Source organism: Marinobacterium sp. BA1, from assembly GCF_041155135.1.
GTDB classification, from domain to species: domain Bacteria; phylum Pseudomonadota; class Gammaproteobacteria; order Pseudomonadales; family Balneatricaceae; genus Marinobacterium; species Marinobacterium iners.
The window spans coordinates 1,533,553-1,549,538 of the sequence record NZ_BAAFHC010000001.1; the positions used below are offsets into that span (position 1 = coordinate 1,533,553).

Consider the following 15,986-nt stretch of genomic DNA (forward strand, 5'->3'; position numbering starts at 1 on the left):
ACTAAATTGGGGAACTACACGAACGAAATTGAGCAAATTGTTAGCCCAGATCATTGTTAAGACCTACTTTCTTTGCCCAAGAAACATACCTGTTTTTTGCTCTTGGACGTGACTCAATTGCTTTTTTCAATCTTAAAACTGCAGCTGCCTCGCCACCCGATAAAAACGCTGCCGAAAGTGATTCTAAAGAAGGCTGTTGTTCAAGACTCTCTGCTATGGCAGAGACGGATTGATGAGTATTGAGCCAAGGGACACCATAGTTCTTCATTTCCTCCACTACTTCCTGTGCTATATGGCTAAGTTCAGACTCTTTTTCTATTTTCCACCAGTGGTCAACACCGTGTGCCAGTACCCCAACACGCTCACGTACGGTGGCCTCGTATTCCTTTGGCTTTCCAGTGAGAGGGGCTTTCCCGGCTAGAGAGGATATCTCAGCATTGTAAACGCCAAGATTTATGGTGAATGCCCCCTCAGCACCTATGTTTCCGCTGCTCGATTGCACATTGACGACCAACCAGTTATCGCCTTCTTGCTTATGCCAGTTGCGTGCTGATTTTTTGAAGCCCTCGGATTTCATAAAGCTAGCGAGACCGAGCTTAATAACTTCATCAATTTTTTTGTATATTTCACTCATACTTTCTGTATCTAAACGCCAGGAACAGCGGCAGCCTTTCCAGCACGCGCAGTGAGCGTTGCTGCTGCCTCTTGTTATGTTTTATTATCTGATTCTGTTGAAATAATTTGATCACGGTATTTTTGGAAGTCACCCCATGCTGACTTTTCTGGACGGTTAGGATCAATAAAATCACCAGAGGAACAATCTAATAAAGACCAATCATTTGGGTTCGAAATTTTCATGAGTGTTGCCACAGGATCTCCACCTCCACGAACATGAACCATAAAAGAATCTTTTTCATCTTCCGCTCCGATACTGAACTCTAAAGAAAACCCTTCTCCTTTGTATATACCCCATGATGGATCTGACCAATCAACTCCTGAGAGTTGTTTGTTAATTAATTCACGCACATGGCCCGCATTTCCTATGCAGAATGGTCGATCATCATCGGTCATATTCTCAACACGAGGGGGGTTCCCTCTATAATTCATGATCAAAATATCCCAACTCATATTCTTACTCTCGTTTTAAGAAACATAAAGTTTGGTGAAAAAGCTAGCTTTATCCCGTCCCAGCTAGCTGGTTTGAACCAATTGTTAGCTGCCTTCCATCCTACCAACTATTTTTTTCCTAGAGAAATCAATCAACTCTTCATCTATATTGTCGTCAAACGAGTAGGAGTAAATTATCCATTTATCTTTAGGGCGGTAAAAAACAAATTCCAGCCTAACTGGCTGACGCTCGAACATTGTTAAATATGATATGTAAGTAAGTCTGTCTTCTAATGATTCTTCACCCAACTTTACTTTACCATGATACTCGCCGACGAGATTTTGCAAATTTTGCATCTGAGTTTTGACATTTTGAATCTCATCACTCTTATTGCCCATCCATTTATTCGTTGAGTAAATAGAGTCTACTGCCTCAACGATTTTTCCTTCTTCGTAAAGTTTGAAAAACTTATCTATCTCTTTTTGATAGGCAAAAGATTCAAAAGAAACAAGGAATAAAATAGTAGATATCAAAATTTTTAATTTCATAAGTATCCTTTTAGTTTATTTGACAGTTTCCTTTACGGCTCATGCTTGGTTTACAACCATGCCGCTCTATCAATGCCTGATAACGATTGGAGCGGTACTGAACACCCCGGTCAGAGTGAATAATCAAACCGTTTTCAATAGCCCGGCGCTTGAACGCCATTTGCAGCGCATCGGTATTCAACTGCTCGGTCATGTGGGTATCCAGTGCCCAGCCGACGATGCTGCGTGAGTACAGGTCCATCACCGTCGCCAGGTATAACCAGCGATCCCGGACCCAGATATAGGTGATATCGGTCGTCCATTTCTGATTCGGACCGTCTGCGTTGAAACGACGCTTGAGAAGGTTTTCAGCGACGCCTGTCATCGCTTCGGTGTTCGGCGAGTACTTAAAGGCTTTACCATTACGCGCCCGTATACCGTTATGTTTCAAGATGTGGGCGACATAGTTAACAGAGCAGTCGACACCCAGAGCATTCAGCTCCTGAGCGATTCTAGGTGCCCCGTAACGGGCTTTGTAGGTGGCAAAGGTATCCATAACCTGCTCTTCCATGATCTGTCGCCTGCGCACACGAGCGCTGACAATCCTGAAGCCGATACATCCAGAAATCGGCACATCAACCGTATCGCATACTGCCCTCGATACTCCTGTATCAGAGCGTACTTTAATCGTGCTGACTTGCAAAGTACGGGGGCGGCCATCCGTCAACTGCATTTTGTACGAACTCAAGCTCCTTCTTCAACGCATCACGCTCGCGCTTCAGCTGTCGGATTTCATCATTCTCCGGCTTGGAGTAATCCACCCCATTCAGACTGTTGAACTGTTTCTCAGACAACCGGGTAAACTGGCGTCTCCAGTTGTAGATCTGCCCGGGATGTATCCCCAGTTCCTTCGCCACTGATGAAGCCGTATGTCCGGGTTGATCAGCACGTATTACGGCCTCACGGCGAAATTCATCGGTATAGTGCTGATACTTTTTCCTGGCCATCTTGCACCTCCTCGTCAGGGGTAACCTAACTATAGAAGGTGTCTACTGTTCGTGGGTGACTCGGGAAACTAACGCCACAAACAACCGCCATGAAGTAGGGGCGAAGCCCTGAAATGTAGGCCCAGCCCCCATAGTGGGCGGTGCTGCTTTGCTTGTTAAGGCTGTGGCTCATGCAAACACCATTGCTGTAAGCCCGCAAAGGGCAAGCCATGCAAGAATTTTTAGTAGCCTGATCCTGGGTTGAATCACCAATACTACTAGAGACACGATACCCGCACCCCATGCTACACCTTGTACGTTTATTTCCGAGGAGCTGGAAGGAGGAATACTGGGGTAGATTACCGCATATAAAAAGAGCCCAAGGAGTATAGCTCCTGAGACTTCAATAACCTTAGCAATCCCTAGCTTCATTTTATTTCCTTTTATGTGCCTTAACGCCTTATTTAATAGCCCCAGCTGTGTAGTTACCAGACAGCTTGCGCGACAACTACAATTATTTTTTTAAATAGTTAATTTTCCAAGTCATGACCGCAGTACCTGCATTTTTTTGAGTACCAAAGGTAATAACCGCTTTTTGTCTTCAATATATTGTGCTTACAGCTAGGGCACCTGAGCAAGATAACCTGAAGAAACATGAGCACTATCGCTGATACAACGAACCCAATAAGGGCCGCTTCCCACCCCCAGATCACATCTGCCGATAATATCACAAGAGGGATAACCAACAGACTTATCATTGATAAAAAATTTACTCTTCTTTTCATAGATTACATTCAACTCCGCCAACAGGCGACCATTTTTTTCAGCCAAAGGCGGAACGGAAAGTGGGTCGCTCTGCTTGGCCTGGTTATGATTTAATTGACTTAGTATATTCAAGACAGCTTTATGTTTTATTATTAGAAATGTAGCCATAATGTTTATAAAACCTTTAGCAGCAATAGTACTCTCAAGACTAAACGATTGAATTCCTAGACGGGTCACACTATTCTCAGACTCAGATAGCAACTGCCCACCGATCCCTAACCCCTTTACTTCAGGTATAACATAACAGAGAAATAGGTGTCCTATTGTGACCTATATGGGAAACACCAACTATTTCCCATTTTTCTCAGCTACGAATGTATTTTAGCCTTCATTTAAAATCCATTTCTTACAATTTTCGGTTGTTTTTTATTCAACCACGCTTCCAACTCTCCTTTACGCCCATGGTGGTCAAGCGCGCAAAGCTCAATAATTGAAGTGCGAATAACATTGCAGAATTCTTCTGCATCCCTTGCTTCGGCTTTCCTTATCACTTTGATCTCCCTACGAATCGTAAACCTTTACACAGCGGCGCGAGGTACGGGTGTCCGGCGCCGCAGGCAGCGTAATACTGCAATTTGTTATGCATCTAAAAGAACTTTCCTTCAAGAGATCTTAGAGAATCAGTGTTTTTAACCTTTACTGCCATCCCGCCCGTATAGGGTGATGCCCACGAAAAAGCCGAAACCGTTCTGCCACCATATACACCAATGACGGCATTTGCGCCGATTTTTCTCGCCTCCTTGGCAAGCAGAGGATACAAAGTGACAACACTATCATAGCCTTTCCGTGCGTTAGCTTTTACCTGACCAATGACCTCATACTCAACTTCAGGCGGCAATTCAGTCTGCGTTATGAATATGGGACCAATAGTTTGTTCAGACAAAGCGACCTCCGGAACGGAAGACGACGATACAGATGCACAGCCGCTCATTGTGATGGCTATAAAAAACACGAATGCTAGATTTTTAGGAATCATAAGGTTTCCTCGATAGTTTAGGTATGTATAACGCTTTTGTAACAGGTATTTTTTTGTATTGGATCTTTTCTTTAAATTGGCGAAGCCACCGGAAAACTGAGCGTAGAAGAAATTTCCTGTTGACAAACTTGTATGGATAATTCTCTGCGTGTTCCGGGTAAATTGGGACCCACCCTCAACGGCCATTGAGGGCCTTCATGCAGCAGTTCGGTGTAGCGCCGGCTCCTCTTGCGAGAGACCGATAACAAGTGCGTAGCGCTGCATGACTCGTTAGCGATAACTCGAACAGTCATCGGCACCCAAAGGGCATCACAGGTCCCGAGCCCGCATAGCAAGGCAGAGTTAGCTTATGACCATACATACAGAAAGCCAAATTGAAATCAACGTCGGCGTTGATGTCGGCAAATCCAAACTCGATATCGTCCTGCATCCGCTGGACCTCCATTTCCAAATTCCGAACGACGAGGAAAACATTCTCAAGGTCATTCACGTACTTAAAAAGCGCAATATCAAACGCATTGTGGTCGAAGCCACAGGGCACTATGGGTACGCCTTCGTGTTCGCCTGTGACCAGGCCAATTTTCCTATTGTTGTCGTTAACCCCATCAGTGTCAGACGCTACGCTCAGGTCATCGGCATACTTGCCAAAACAGATAAGGTCGATGCTAATCTCATCGCCCATTATGCTGCAACTATCCAGCCTAAAATCAAACCTATCGAGGACAAAAAGTCTCGACTGATCAAAGACTTACTTGTTCGGCGTACTCAGTTGCTCGAAATGCAGACCATGGGGAAAAATCGCCTCCAGATCTTACCCAAAGCCCTGCACGGTTCTATATTGCCTGCATGCGCAAACTGATCGTGGTGCTCAACACCATGCTCAAGAATGAAACACGATGGGGCGAAAACATGGCTTAAATATTTAACTAGACACCACAGTCATTTGTTAGGTGCCGTATTCTTCATTTGCATCTATTTCTACAACTACTTCTTCCGTATGCCCCTTGAACATGACACCCTTGCCATTGAAATCAATCATATGATGATGTCCTTCATTAGTTATGAAATGAAATGCCCAAGTTGTCTGCCCATCAATTTCTTTATGGCTAGCTGCAGTTTCATGTTCGAGTGTCTGGTTTGCTGCTTCACAGAGAGCACGCATAATTTTCTTGTATCTAGGCTCTGCTTCTAACGCGGCTTTACTTCGCTCTTCCAAATCGGGGACTAAAGAAATTAATTTTTTTATATATGCTTCCCTTTCACTTTGTTCTACTACTTTGAGGGAAGGCAGAGATTTCAACCAATCTGAATTTAACTGAAGTAGGTTTTCTGTCTCTTGCAGGGTAAAAAAATTGTCGTCGAACTTATTTAAATGATTAATTTGAAGAAAGTTTCCGAAGTATTCTCCTTCCAAGAACCTTTCAAAGTTCTTCTTCGACATCCCAGAAACGATTTTAGCCGACTTGCGGAAAAGCTTTAGGTTCTTTACAGCCCCAATATCTTTCAATCCATCAAGTATTAGGCTGATCATTGATTCATTCCAATTGGAGTTGTAAACAAACTGAGAAAATCCTCCGTTGTTTAATTGGGCTAAGTAATAATCAACATAGTAGCTCTTTAATGATTGAATGCAGATTTCATCATGGCGAACATGGTTACTAAGTAAGTCATTAATGATGTCGATATTTGAAAGAATTACTCCATATGGATCTTCATCTTCCATGCTCTCTTTAGTGATAGTTACTTGCTTTAGAATCATCTCGCTATCCTTTTCGCTGGTCCTACCCACAAAAAGTAGACACTTTAGTTATGCGCATTTGCGCTCATACTCCGCCGGACTGACATAGCCCAAAGCCGAGTGCCTACGTATGCGGTTATAAAATACTTCGATGTATTCGAAAATCCCTGATTTCGCTTCTTCAACCGTTCGATAGTGTTCAGCATAGATCAGCTCTACCTTAAGTCGGCTGAAAAACGACTCCATCACCGCATTATCCCAACAGTTCCCTTTGCGGCTCATACTGGGCCGACAGCCATGACGCTCCATCAAGGCTTGATAGCGGTTGGAGCGGTACTGGACGCCCCTATCTGAGTGGATGATTAAACCAGGCTCGATATCACGGCGCTTAAACGCCATTTGTAGGGCATCCGTGATCAGTTGTTCGGTCATGCTGGTATCCAGCGCCCAACCGACGATGCTGCGGGAATACAGGTCCATCACCGTCGCCAGGTACAGCCAACGATCCCTGACCCAGATATAGGTGATATCGGTGGTCCACTTCTGGTTCGGACCGTCTGCGTTGAAACGACGCTTGAGAAGATTATCGGCGACGCCCGTCATCGCTTCGGTGTTCGGCGAGTACTTGAAGGCTTTACCATTACGCGCCCGGATACCGTTATGTTTCAGGATTTTGGCGACATAATTAACAGAGCAGTCAACACCCAGAGCATTCAGCTCCTGAGCGATTCTAGGTGCCCCGTAACGGGCTTTGTAGGTGGCAAAGGTATCCATAACCTGCTCTTCCATGATCTGTCGCCTGCGCACACGAGCGCTGACAATCCTGAAGCCGATACATCCAGAAATCGGCACATCAACCGTATCGCATACTGCCCTCGATACTCCTGAATCAGAGCGTACTTTAATCGTGCTGACTTGCAAAGTACGGGGGCGGCCATCCGTCAGCTGCATTTTGTACGAACTCAAGCTCCTTTTTCAAGGCATCTCGTTCGCGTTTCAGCTGCCGGACCTCATCACTCTCCGGCTTGGAGTAATCCACCCCATTCAGACTGTTGAACTGTTTCTCAGACAACCGGGTAAACTGGCGTCTCCAGTTGTAGATCTGCCCGGGATGTATCCCCAGTTCCTTCGCCACTGATGAAGCCGTATGTCCGGGTTGATCAGCACGTATTACGGCCTCACGGCGAAACTCATCGGTATAGTGCTGGTACTTTTTCCTGGCCATCTTGCACCTCCGCGTCAGGGGTAAACCTAACTATAGAAGGTGTCTACTGTTCGTGGGTAACTCGGATTGTTAACGCCGAAGCCACCGGTGATTTTGGCATAACGAAGCGGAGACAAAGGCATCCGAGTGACGCGCCTGGTTAGCTGTTTCCCAAGCATGTATGCACGAAGCTGCCGCTCTTCTCGCATGACATAGAGGACGAGAACCTGCTGCTCATCCTCACGATAAAAAATACGGCACGGTAGAACCACGACTTCTCTGTAGACCGAATCAGGGAGTTCTGGAGGAATCCGTCCAGATTGGGGAAATTCTTCCAAACGCCCGGTCTTATCGAGAACGTTCTGAACCAGATGACCTGCAGCAACAGGATTATCCAGAGCAATGTACTCAGCGATGGCATCCAGTTCTTGAAGCGCAGGCTCCGTCCAGATTACTTCAGCCATTTACTCATTTTCTCCCTGGCCTCAGTTTGGCTGTACGTTCTTCCTTCAAGTACAGCACGCTCTCCCCGCGAGAGCCCTTCAAGCAACTCAAGGCGACGTTGCATGAACTCGTAATCCTGCACATCGACAAGGTATGCGGATGGCCTACCATGCTCGGTGATCAGTACCGGCTCTTTAGACTGGTGCAGGTCAGCCAGGATTTTTGTGGCTTGGCGCTTAAGGTTTGTAACAAGCTCAACTTTCATAGGAGCACCCTGAATCAGACGGATAGTGGCACTATAGTATCACTTTTGCGAGCGAGGAAATCACAGCTAACATAGAGCTTTGCGGCAATTTTGTAGCCGCGAAGCGGTGGAGAAATTGTCCGGCAACAGCGACTGGTTATGCATCATTCGTAGTGGCTCCAGAGACGGAGGACTTTTACCACTTTCTCGTCTTCAAGCACTTGGTATACCAGACGGTGCTGGATATTGATTCGGCGTGAATAGGCACCCGCAAGATCACCAATCAACTTCTCGAACGGGGGTGGCTTGCGGTACGGATCTTCTGCAATGAGTGCCAATAACTCTTCGGCTTTTGGTTTGAGGCCGCTGGAGGCCAGCTTCTTTGCGTCCTTCTGGGCTTGTTTGGTGTAAACCAACTTCCATGTCACCAGTTCAGCTCCTCATCGCATTCATCCACGGGAGTAACCATACCCTCACGAATAGACTCCCGCATACCGGGCACGGAGAGCAGGTAAAGTGTTTCCTGAATTGCAGACCAGTCTTCCTCGGAAACCAGGACGGCTTTATTCCGCTTACCCATGATGACGATTGGCTGGTGGGATTCGGCGGTCTCGTCAATCAACCGATAAAGGTTGCTGCGCGCCTCAGTGGCTGTAATTCCGGTCATGACGCACCTCTTGCGTGTTCAACTTTTCACCAAGTGTACGCTTTCGAGTACGTACGTCAAGACGAACGCCAGCGGAGACACCGACACGCATGTGATGCAAAGGCTAGATGCCATTGCGCGTTTCAATTGCTTCAATGGCCTGTTGTAACAGCGCATTAAAGGCGTCGGGCCTTTCCAGCATGGGAAAGTGGCCTGAATCCTCAATATAGAGAAGCTGATAGTCTTTAATATGCTTTTGGTTGTCTTCAAATGCGGTCGGCCATAGTCGTGCATTTATTGAGACCACAGGAACGCTGACATCCTTGAAGACAGCGGCGGCGTCTCCGCTGACATACTGCCCCAGGTAATTACGAAAGGCACTCAAGGCTGGCGCCTTGGGCGCTGATGACATGTCTTCCATTATCCAGTTCATCAGCTGTTGATCGGTGCCTGCCGGGAACATTTGTGAAACAAAACCCTGTGTCGCCGTTCTGAAATCAGACTCAAATGGCGTTACCATCTCCTCAATGACGCTCTCAGGTGTAAGTTCCCCAACGTTTTGCAGGGTATCGACCCCGACAATACCCACAACCCTCTTCGGCATGAGTCTGGCTGCCTCGGCAATCACGCCACCTCCCATCGAGTGCCCGATCAGAACCGCGCGACCAATGTTTTCCCTGTCCATAACGGCTTTTACATCCTGCGCGAAGGACAACATTGAATAATCGGATCGCTCCAGTGAGGAATGCCCATGCCCTGCCAGGTCGACCGTAATGACCTGATAGTCCTTCGCGAATACCGGGACCTGCTCTTGCCAGTAGCGCCCGTCACAACTCCAGCCGTGAACGAAAATCAGCGCTGTTTCGCCCTCTCCGGCCACATCATAGGCAATACGCTCGGCGTCATACGACACGGCGACATCATGTCGGAGAGCAGACGGGCCAGTCGCACATCCTGCCAATAGCAGGAAGGGTATCAGCAAGACCAGCAGCTGTTTTTTCATGTTCTTTTCCTGTTCATGACCATTTTTGATTTCGCGTCAGGGATACACCCTTAAACCCGCAGCGGCACGGGGAGCGCGCACTCCCGCATGCCTGAGGTCAGGCAGAGTCAGGTCGCCCGAGCGACAATAAAGGGACAGTAGTCACTTTTCTTCGTGCCGTGCCGTTCGTTTTCAAGTATTTCAAACCCCGCTTCACCGATCGCTTGTACCAATGAACCCGAGGAGCATATGGTCACGACGCTCGGGGCCTTGCCCACGAGACGCATAACCGGGATGGCAAGACGGATAAGGGGATTCATATCACCGACACAAGGGGTTTTGGCGATGAACAGCCCACCCGGCACAAGCATCGAGTGAATCTGAGCGAGCACGACAGGCAGACTGCCTGCCAAATGCAGGTAGTTAAACCCCTGCACCACATCATACTGTACACCCTCACGGGCCAAGGTATCGGCGGTTGCCCGGCGGAACGCCAACGTCGCATTCAAGCCGCTTTGGTGGGCTGTTTCCAGCTTATCCTGTGCAATGGCGATCATGCCCGCTGAAATGTCCGTGCCAACGTAGCTTTTCACAGAATCAGCCAGACACAGGGCTGCCGTACCGGTGCCACAGCCAAGTTCCAGCACCCGTGCGTCGGGCGGCATCAACGCACGCGTGCGCGCCAGCGTCATCTCGAACCCCGCCTCGTCATCAATTGGAGAGGCTGCGTATTTTTTGGCGGCCCGGTCCCAAAACCGTGCATCGTGCTCGCTCATCTGCCTTTCTCTCGTTGTTGTTCGTAACTGACGGCCAGCGATGCCACCGTCCGCACCGGGGTAAGTCCACCTTACTATAGAAGGTGTCTACTGTTCGTGGGTAACTCGGACGGTTAACGCTCGGCTTAGCGGCGCGAACGCAGTGAGCGTCCAGGCCGCGCTTTTTTGCGGCCGATGCTACAGCCGCTTGTTATATTCTACTTTTTGGCAACTAGCTCTTTTAGAATATCCATGGTTTTATCCTGAAAATCTGATGGCATACCATCAAAAACAATATGCTTAGGGCTCATTAACTCTATGAGCTTATCCTTTGGTATTGAGTCGTTATTTTCTGACAGATACATAATGTCTGCGACATAATCATAGTGATCAGCCACTCTAAATAAATATCTAGTAAATGAAACAATAAGCTTAACCAAGTATAAGATAAGTAGAATAGCCCCTATTCGAGTGATTCCGATAAATATCAAGTCAAAATATGTTGATGTTTTAAAATCGACAAATTCTTTAAATTTGGTTTCGAGCAAACCTATTGAACCTTTTACATTTCTTATTTCAGAGTGTATTTCCTCAGGAATTTCTTTTTCATTAATATCCAGAGGACTAATGTAAACATTAGGCATTAGTTCTTCCCAAGTATGTGTAGTTGTGTTCGTGTATGTAAGAAGAAAGGCAGAGAGTGCAGCAATAATTAACACAACGAAAGCAACAAATGAAAAAGCAAGCTTTCTATATAGCCTTGCTCTTCGGCTTACAATTTCTAGGGAATACAATTTTTAACTCCTTGTAAAATATAACGCCTAAAGCAGCCGCGCAGTATGCGTCGGATGCCGACGATTGTTATATTTATGCATTTAACTCACGTTTAAACTTCTTAAATAGCTTTACATAAGATTTATAGGTTTGGTCTTTAAGGCTGTTGAGATTTTTAATTATTTCCTTTTTCTCAGAATTTCCACGCATATCATTATCCTTCAGCCCAATTGAAATTTGGCCATTGGCTTCCATAGCAGTGTGTAGCTCAAGTTCGTTAAGAAATTCACGAAGATTTTGTAGGAAAGCTTTCTTCTTTCTCTCTACGAGCCATGAATGAAACTTGGCATCTGGATATTCCCAATCTTCGACAATGTTATTCAATGGTTTTAGGTAGCTAAATGAGAATGAATTATGAAAGTCCTGATCCCTCAAAAGAATACAAGAATCACTATTAAATTTGAGCTGGGAATACAGTCTATTGAATAATTCAATATCGGCTTCCCTTCTTTTCTTCCATCCGAAGGTTAGAACATTAACCAACCAGCCTAGAACTATTTCCATTTCTTACTCCAAGGCATGTTGTCTTGAAAAATATAACGCTCACATAAAAGGCGGAGCGTCAGCGACGTCCAGCGAAACGCAGTGGAGCGATTTTTGATGTGATTGTTATATTTTTTAGCACCCATCTAGGCGCCTCTCCACGTTTAAATATTTTGAATGCTCTGTGGCTTGTAACGTAATTATAGCGTTTTCAATGACACAGAAAGTACCAGCTACGGGCAACCTGCAAACATGCTCAGTGCAGACCCCACCATAATTTTTTACAAACTCTACAACACCTTCAAAACCCGAACTCGACATATATTTTTCGTTAAGCAGGATTTCTAAATTGTTGTAATTGAGACTCCCGTCTGGCTTAGTTAAAAGGTCTATTGCCATTTGTTTTCGATTATCAATTGCTATCGAAAAGTATACAGCTACAGCCAAGCTAATTATTACAGTTACTCCGATAGAGCCTAGAATGACAATCCTTCTCCTTTGCACATTACCTCCGTGAAATATAACGCCGCACTAAAGGGCCGAAATAGCGAAGCTATTGAGGTCCCAGGGAGCGTAGCGACCGATTTTCAGTGCCTTGTTAATGTTCATTTGTGTACTCAAATGCTGTGAAAAACGGCTCTGCTTGCGGCCTATATGAAAACGATTTTTCCATAATTTCTTGGAAGCACTGAGCGAATCTAGATTCACCTTCGCGCCAAGAATGTACTACAGACCCTCGTATATCTATTTGAACCACCACAGTGAAGTCGGTGGGATTTGAGCTTGTTCGTTGGACACAAACCGGGAAGGCACGTGATGCAAGCTCCCCTTGAGCGTTTACCAACTTCTGGATATCGGGAGAAGACAAAGCACTTTCCGAAGAGTCTGCCCTAACTTTTGCCTCATCAAATGTCAGAGGACCAGCAGCTACCGGAATAGAAAAAGCTAGCGCCGTTAGAAGAAAAAGTCCGTATTTCATTAATGCCTCCTTTCTTTTTGCACATTAACGTTTGGTTAAGGGGCGGGCTTTAGCCCGTTCCAGTGAGAGTAGCGAACGGTTTGAACCAGTTGTTAGGCGCAATGTTGGCGCTGGCTCAATACTGCGCTCAAAAGCTCAGGAATCCACTCGGGTTTGAATATCGTTGGATTCTCATTTTGCATTTCTTTTATACTCCACCATTTCCATTTTTGAATGGTGCACTTTTCTTCGTCGGTCCATTCTGCCGCGAATATATTTGTATTTATTGGGCACTCTACTAGATAGTATTTTTCTAGCCAGCGCGCAGGTGTTGAGCGTGCTACGGCATATACTTCATCTCGCTCTTTCAGGAGATGTCCAATTTTTAGAGTAAGTCCGGTTTCCTCGTATAGCTCCCGTGCGGCAGCATCAGTGTAGCTTTCTCCTGATTTAAGCTCGCCGCCAGCGGTCGCCCAGAATGGTGCTTGATGCTCGTCCTTGTATAAAAATAGCAAAAGGCGTCCTTCGCTATCTACGATAAATAATCTAGAAGATTTTCTGACTTCCATTTCTGCTCCAAGTGAACTAAGTACCTTGATTGGATTGGCCTAACGCAGAGCGCACCGGTGACCTTTACAGAGCGGAGCGGCGTAAAGGGCATCCGTGTTACGCGTATTGTTATGGTCATTGCTCACGAAGCTCGACACTTCGTCCATCAGGATCTCGAACGATGTAGATCTGCTTGCCATTGAATTCATGCTGGCTCGTAATTGCCACTTGGGAGAGAACCTGCTGTATGTCTTTCACCGAGAAGCCTACCCTAGAGTTGCAAGCTTGCTCATTCTCCCGCAACGGATAAAGCTCAAACACAAAGCCGGCATCTTGCGACGAATAGTGCAGAGGTCCATCGCCATGTTTCTCCCTGACGAAGCCAAACCCTAGCAGTTCGTAAAACCGCTTACTCGCTTCCAATTCTCCGCACCGCAAGACGAGCAAGTTGATTTCCATGATTCACCTAAAGACCATAACGCCGTGCTAAGGGGCCGTGGCAGCGTAGCTGCGGAGGTCCCAGTGAGTGAAACGAACGATCTTGAGCGCCTTGTTATGGAAATCAAATTCCACACAAGACCCGAACAATAGAGGAAAAGAGCTGGAAACCATACCGCCTGCACTCTTCCTGTTTCAAACGGCCCCATGCCAACCGGCACGCTACCGCCAAGCCCGGCGTGCCAACCGATGGCACCAGGATTAATATGACCCAGCGGCAGCAACCATTGAAGCCGAACCGAAGCACTCAAGGCCGAAACCTCCCAAAGCCCCGGCCACTGCCCAAGCCTTCGACCGCACCGAGAACGCCGGCACGATTTCTATACTGCCACCTTAACCTGCGATGGCACCCATAAAACCACAAACTGGCCGATTTACATAACGCCTGTGTATGGGGCCGGAACGTAGCGCCAGCGAAGTGGAGGTCCCAGCCGCGATAGCGGCGAACATCACACACTTGTTATGCATTGATAAATACACTCATCTACGATTTAGCAATACAATGTCTTGCAACAACCCTCTCGATAGGAGATTGCTTTATTCCCTCTAAAAACCTTTTAGACTTTTCGCAGCTCTTCGATAAATATACCGCTGACGCGATCAAGTCAGGCTTGTATGCTATTGGCGCAACTTCCCAACTTTGCATCACCAATTTAAAGGGAAGTTCACCAATCTTAGATAGAACCTTAAACCCTTCAACCCGTTCTAACCAGTGGGCGTATTGATCATTGCAATTTTTACTGATAGTTTCCTTGGCTTTTTCAGATAATTCTTCGCTGCACTCACCAAGTACTCGATATATCCATGCTTTTTGCCATGCAGTCAAAAACAAGTCAGAGTTAATAATATCTTCTGCTTGAGATGCGACATCGCGAGGGCGAATAGACGACAAGGATATTAGATAGTTACATACCAGCTCTGTTTTGTCTGGGAACTTGGCAATTAGGCTGGAGCAATTGTCAATAGCTATATCTGATTTGCCAGCCGCTAATCGCAGCATTGATTTTTTAATCTGAACGTGAAAACGATCTTTAGGCAAAGGATTTTCACCATCTGGAATACCTTCCATCGTTTCTTTAAATAGAGTTTTTGCTATCTCTAGCTCATCTGGCTGTAACTGCTCTCTAATTTCTTCAATTACATCCTCAATAGATATTGACTCATGGTAGAACAAATCCCACTTCATTTGGTCATCTAGTTCTGCTTCATCCATGAGATCCTGTAAAACGTCTGTGTCTGTACTTACATCCTCAACTTTTTCCTCATACAGCCTTTGTTTTATAAGCTCATATACCTTGCTAGTTTCTTGAAGATTAGAATCGTAGTGTTCCGTTCGTTGGATTACACACTTAGATGAGTTTAAAACTAATCCAATTTTTCTCAATTCAATTTCAGCAATAGCTATTGCCTGTCTAGCTAAAGATATATTCTCAGCGCTCATTCTTATGTCATCTCCATGGCGCCAGTAATTAAATCCAGATCTAAGCATTGCAGAATCGACTGACTGAAGATAAAGAGTAGCCAGCGTGTCAGAAGCTAAAATTCCTTGGGGGACTCCTCGATTTGAACCCATAATCTCAGTAAGGAACAAACTTATAGCTCGCGCAAAAGTATTCTCACCAATTATATCAACAATCTTACCCTCTAAAACCGAATGGTCTATAGAATCATAAAATGCGGTTATATCGACATTTACGACGTACTCCTCACCCGTAGAAATTGGAGCTCTTTCAAATTCACCCCACCTTTTTGGTACGTAGTTGGCTCGAGGCCACATAACGTACACATCGCTTATTAGCTTTTTCTCTATTGCTGGTTTTATGGAATCGATTAATGCTTCGTAAACTAATCTATCCGCCAACGTGAGAAGCGCCGCAGGCCTCGTGGTGAAACCTGGCTTGGGAACATGTATGAAAGAGGCCTCAGCCGGAGAATACTTTTCTTCATTTATGATTTTAACAAGACTTGCCACGAACTCTTTACCAAGCTCACCGCCAACTTTATCTTCATATCTCGAGGGTAGCAGATCATTAGGAATAGATGCATTCGAAATTACACCTTCAAAATCTAACTTATCTAGTAGTTCTTTCAGTAGCTTATTCATAATGTATTTCTTTTTTGTTTTACTTAACTCGGTTGCATAACAGTCTGTTAATGAGGTCTGCGACCTCATAATAATTATTAGCGGGTATACCTTTTAATTCTGATCGAAGCTTCATAACCCATTGA

The 15,986-nt window shown here is 45.8% G+C and carries 25 protein-coding genes; 1 reads left to right on the top strand and 24 read right to left on the bottom strand.

Annotation, left to right across the window (positions count from 1 at the left end; genetic code table 11):
- Positions 1 to 40 precede the first annotated feature (40 nt).
- The 8 genes from ACAM29_RS07495 to ACAM29_RS07530 form a co-directional block, all read right to left on the bottom strand.
- Positions 41 to 634 carry a DUF4304 domain-containing protein gene (locus ACAM29_RS07495; protein ID WP_369623729.1) on the bottom strand — a complete coding sequence of 198 codons (594 nt, stop codon included), beginning with the start codon at positions 632 to 634 and terminating at the stop codon, positions 41 to 43.
- Between the two features lie 74 nt (positions 635 to 708).
- A complete protein-coding gene (locus tag ACAM29_RS07500) occupies positions 709 to 1,128 on the bottom strand; it encodes a hypothetical protein (RefSeq protein ID WP_369623730.1) in 420 nt (139 codons plus the stop codon).
- An 84-nt stretch (positions 1,129 to 1,212) separates the two neighbouring features.
- Positions 1,213 to 1,656, bottom strand: a complete 444-nt coding sequence (locus ACAM29_RS07505; RefSeq protein WP_369623731.1) for a hypothetical protein — start codon at positions 1,654 to 1,656, stop codon at positions 1,213 to 1,215.
- Between the two features lie 10 nt (positions 1,657 to 1,666).
- Positions 1,667 to 2,368: an IS3 family transposase gene (locus tag ACAM29_RS07510; RefSeq protein ID WP_369623732.1), complete on the bottom strand. Its 702-nt coding sequence runs from the start codon at positions 2,366 to 2,368 to the stop codon at positions 1,667 to 1,669.
- Positions 2,319 to 2,642 carry a transposase gene (locus ACAM29_RS07515; RefSeq protein WP_369623733.1) on the bottom strand — a complete coding sequence of 108 codons (324 nt, stop codon included), beginning with the start codon at positions 2,640 to 2,642 and terminating at the stop codon, positions 2,319 to 2,321. Before ACAM29_RS07515 ends, ACAM29_RS07510 begins: the two co-directional genes overlap by 50 nt.
- A gap of 600 nt (positions 2,643 to 3,242) precedes the next feature.
- Positions 3,243 to 3,623, bottom strand: a complete 381-nt coding sequence (locus ACAM29_RS07520; RefSeq protein WP_369623734.1) for a hypothetical protein — start codon at positions 3,621 to 3,623, stop codon at positions 3,243 to 3,245.
- Between the two features lie 155 nt (positions 3,624 to 3,778).
- A complete protein-coding gene (locus ACAM29_RS07525; protein ID WP_369623735.1) occupies positions 3,779 to 3,937 on the bottom strand; it encodes a hypothetical protein in 159 nt (52 codons plus the stop codon).
- 95 nt (positions 3,938 to 4,032) lie between these two features.
- On the bottom strand, positions 4,033 to 4,608 hold the full coding sequence (locus tag ACAM29_RS07530) for a hypothetical protein (protein ID WP_369623736.1): 576 nt from the start codon (positions 4,606 to 4,608) through the stop codon (positions 4,033 to 4,035).
- 163 nt (positions 4,609 to 4,771) lie between these two features.
- Between ACAM29_RS07530 and ACAM29_RS07535 the strand changes: the two genes are divergently transcribed.
- Positions 4,772 to 5,281: a transposase gene (locus ACAM29_RS07535; protein WP_369623737.1), complete on the top strand. Its 510-nt coding sequence runs from the start codon at positions 4,772 to 4,774 to the stop codon at positions 5,279 to 5,281.
- Positions 5,282 to 5,368: 87 nt separating this feature from the next.
- Here the strand turns inward: ACAM29_RS07535 and ACAM29_RS07540 are convergent, their stop codons facing one another.
- The 16 genes from ACAM29_RS07540 to ACAM29_RS07615 form a co-directional block, all read right to left on the bottom strand.
- A complete protein-coding gene (locus ACAM29_RS07540) occupies positions 5,369 to 6,181 on the bottom strand; it encodes a DUF4375 domain-containing protein (protein ID WP_369623738.1) in 813 nt (270 codons plus the stop codon).
- Positions 6,182 to 6,229: 48 nt separating this feature from the next.
- Positions 6,230 to 7,111, bottom strand: coding sequence for an IS3 family transposase (locus ACAM29_RS07545; protein WP_369623739.1), 882 nt, complete (start codon positions 7,109 to 7,111; stop codon positions 6,230 to 6,232).
- The gene (locus tag ACAM29_RS07550; RefSeq protein WP_369623740.1) at positions 7,062 to 7,385 is read right to left on the bottom strand and encodes a transposase; all 324 of its coding nucleotides are present in this window, start codon (positions 7,383 to 7,385) and stop codon (positions 7,062 to 7,064) included. The genes ACAM29_RS07545 and ACAM29_RS07550 overlap by 50 nt, the downstream gene beginning before the upstream one ends.
- Before the next feature lie 26 nt (positions 7,386 to 7,411).
- A complete protein-coding gene (locus ACAM29_RS07555; protein WP_369623741.1) occupies positions 7,412 to 7,828 on the bottom strand; it encodes a type II toxin-antitoxin system RelE/ParE family toxin in 417 nt (138 codons plus the stop codon).
- Positions 7,816 to 8,073 carry a type II toxin-antitoxin system Phd/YefM family antitoxin gene (locus tag ACAM29_RS07560; RefSeq protein ID WP_369623742.1) on the bottom strand — a complete coding sequence of 86 codons (258 nt, stop codon included), beginning with the start codon at positions 8,071 to 8,073 and terminating at the stop codon, positions 7,816 to 7,818. Before ACAM29_RS07560 ends, ACAM29_RS07555 begins: the two co-directional genes overlap by 13 nt.
- 143 nt (positions 8,074 to 8,216) lie before the next feature.
- Positions 8,217 to 8,480 carry a Txe/YoeB family addiction module toxin gene (locus tag ACAM29_RS07565; RefSeq protein ID WP_354412233.1) on the bottom strand — a complete coding sequence of 88 codons (264 nt, stop codon included), beginning with the start codon at positions 8,478 to 8,480 and terminating at the stop codon, positions 8,217 to 8,219.
- Positions 8,477 to 8,719 (bottom strand): type II toxin-antitoxin system Phd/YefM family antitoxin, encoded by a 243-nt coding sequence (locus ACAM29_RS07570; RefSeq protein ID WP_354412235.1) that lies wholly within the window; start codon positions 8,717 to 8,719, stop codon positions 8,477 to 8,479. Before ACAM29_RS07570 ends, ACAM29_RS07565 begins: the two co-directional genes overlap by 4 nt.
- Before the next feature lie 103 nt (positions 8,720 to 8,822).
- Positions 8,823 to 9,701: an alpha/beta fold hydrolase gene (locus ACAM29_RS07575; RefSeq protein WP_369623743.1), complete on the bottom strand. Its 879-nt coding sequence runs from the start codon at positions 9,699 to 9,701 to the stop codon at positions 8,823 to 8,825.
- Positions 9,702 to 9,808: 107 nt separating this feature from the next.
- On the bottom strand, positions 9,809 to 10,456 hold the full coding sequence (locus tag ACAM29_RS07580; RefSeq protein WP_369623744.1) for a class I SAM-dependent methyltransferase: 648 nt from the start codon (positions 10,454 to 10,456) through the stop codon (positions 9,809 to 9,811).
- Between the two features lie 197 nt (positions 10,457 to 10,653).
- Positions 10,654 to 11,229 (bottom strand): hypothetical protein, encoded by a 576-nt coding sequence (locus tag ACAM29_RS07585; protein ID WP_369623745.1) that lies wholly within the window; start codon positions 11,227 to 11,229, stop codon positions 10,654 to 10,656.
- A 73-nt stretch (positions 11,230 to 11,302) separates the two neighbouring features.
- On the bottom strand, positions 11,303 to 11,773 hold the full coding sequence (locus ACAM29_RS07590) for a hypothetical protein (protein WP_369623746.1): 471 nt from the start codon (positions 11,771 to 11,773) through the stop codon (positions 11,303 to 11,305).
- Positions 11,774 to 11,887: 114 nt separating this feature from the next.
- The gene (locus ACAM29_RS07595; protein WP_369623747.1) at positions 11,888 to 12,256 is read right to left on the bottom strand and encodes a hypothetical protein; all 369 of its coding nucleotides are present in this window, start codon (positions 12,254 to 12,256) and stop codon (positions 11,888 to 11,890) included.
- Between the two features lie 94 nt (positions 12,257 to 12,350).
- Entirely contained in the window at positions 12,351 to 12,731 is a 381-nt protein-coding gene (locus ACAM29_RS07600; protein WP_369623748.1) for a hypothetical protein, read from the bottom strand.
- 92 nt (positions 12,732 to 12,823) lie between these two features.
- Positions 12,824 to 13,279 (bottom strand): NUDIX hydrolase, encoded by a 456-nt coding sequence (locus ACAM29_RS07605; RefSeq protein ID WP_369623749.1) that lies wholly within the window; start codon positions 13,277 to 13,279, stop codon positions 12,824 to 12,826.
- 115 nt (positions 13,280 to 13,394) lie between these two features.
- Positions 13,395 to 13,718: a VOC family protein gene (locus tag ACAM29_RS07610; RefSeq protein WP_369623750.1), complete on the bottom strand. Its 324-nt coding sequence runs from the start codon at positions 13,716 to 13,718 to the stop codon at positions 13,395 to 13,397.
- A gap of 523 nt (positions 13,719 to 14,241) precedes the next feature.
- Positions 14,242 to 15,861, bottom strand: a complete 1,620-nt coding sequence (locus ACAM29_RS07615; RefSeq protein ID WP_369623751.1) for a reverse transcriptase domain-containing protein — start codon at positions 15,859 to 15,861, stop codon at positions 14,242 to 14,244.
- Positions 15,862 to 15,986: the final 125 nt, after the last annotated feature.

Excerpts from the sequence above, each read along its gene's own strand:
- ACAM29_RS07550 (WP_369623740.1), bottom strand. The coding sequence starts at position 7,385 with ATGGCCAGGAAAAAGTACCAGCACTATACCGATGAGTTTCGCCGTGAG.
- ACAM29_RS07510 (WP_369623732.1), bottom strand. The coding sequence starts at position 2,368 with ATGCAGTTGACGGATGGCCGCCCCCGTACTTTGCAAGTCAGCACGATT.
- ACAM29_RS07540 (WP_369623738.1), bottom strand. The coding sequence starts at position 6,181 with ATGATTCTAAAGCAAGTAACTATCACTAAAGAGAGCATGGAAGATGAA.
- ACAM29_RS07570 (WP_354412235.1), bottom strand. The coding sequence starts at position 8,719 with ATGACCGGAATTACAGCCACTGAGGCGCGCAGCAACCTTTATCGGTTG.
- ACAM29_RS07500 (WP_369623730.1), bottom strand. The coding sequence starts at position 1,128 with ATGAGTTGGGATATTTTGATCATGAATTATAGAGGGAACCCCCCTCGT.
- ACAM29_RS07600 (WP_369623748.1), bottom strand. The coding sequence starts at position 12,731 with ATGAAATACGGACTTTTTCTTCTAACGGCGCTAGCTTTTTCTATTCCG.
- ACAM29_RS07515 (WP_369623733.1), bottom strand. The coding sequence starts at position 2,642 with ATGGCCAGGAAAAAGTATCAGCACTATACCGATGAATTTCGCCGTGAG.
- ACAM29_RS07535 (WP_369623737.1), top strand. The coding sequence starts at position 4,772 with ATGACCATACATACAGAAAGCCAAATTGAAATCAACGTCGGCGTTGAT.
- ACAM29_RS07560 (WP_369623742.1), bottom strand. The coding sequence starts at position 8,073 with ATGAAAGTTGAGCTTGTTACAAACCTTAAGCGCCAAGCCACAAAAATC.
- ACAM29_RS07605 (WP_369623749.1), bottom strand. The coding sequence starts at position 13,279 with ATGGAAGTCAGAAAATCTTCTAGATTATTTATCGTAGATAGCGAAGGA.
- ACAM29_RS07575 (WP_369623743.1), bottom strand. The coding sequence starts at position 9,701 with ATGAAAAAACAGCTGCTGGTCTTGCTGATACCCTTCCTGCTATTGGCA.
- ACAM29_RS07590 (WP_369623746.1), bottom strand. The coding sequence starts at position 11,773 with ATGGAAATAGTTCTAGGCTGGTTGGTTAATGTTCTAACCTTCGGATGG.
- ACAM29_RS07495 (WP_369623729.1), bottom strand. The coding sequence starts at position 634 with ATGAGTGAAATATACAAAAAAATTGATGAAGTTATTAAGCTCGGTCTC.
- ACAM29_RS07610 (WP_369623750.1), bottom strand. The coding sequence starts at position 13,718 with ATGGAAATCAACTTGCTCGTCTTGCGGTGCGGAGAATTGGAAGCGAGT.
- ACAM29_RS07555 (WP_369623741.1), bottom strand. The coding sequence starts at position 7,828 with ATGGCTGAAGTAATCTGGACGGAGCCTGCGCTTCAAGAACTGGATGCC.
- ACAM29_RS07615 (WP_369623751.1), bottom strand. The coding sequence starts at position 15,861 with ATGAATAAGCTACTGAAAGAACTACTAGATAAGTTAGATTTTGAAGGT.
- ACAM29_RS07530 (WP_369623736.1), bottom strand. The coding sequence starts at position 4,608 with ATGGCCGTTGAGGGTGGGTCCCAATTTACCCGGAACACGCAGAGAATT.
- ACAM29_RS07580 (WP_369623744.1), bottom strand. The coding sequence starts at position 10,456 with ATGAGCGAGCACGATGCACGGTTTTGGGACCGGGCCGCCAAAAAATAC.
- ACAM29_RS07545 (WP_369623739.1), bottom strand. The coding sequence starts at position 7,111 with ATGCAGCTGACGGATGGCCGCCCCCGTACTTTGCAAGTCAGCACGATT.
- ACAM29_RS07505 (WP_369623731.1), bottom strand. The coding sequence starts at position 1,656 with ATGAAATTAAAAATTTTGATATCTACTATTTTATTCCTTGTTTCTTTT.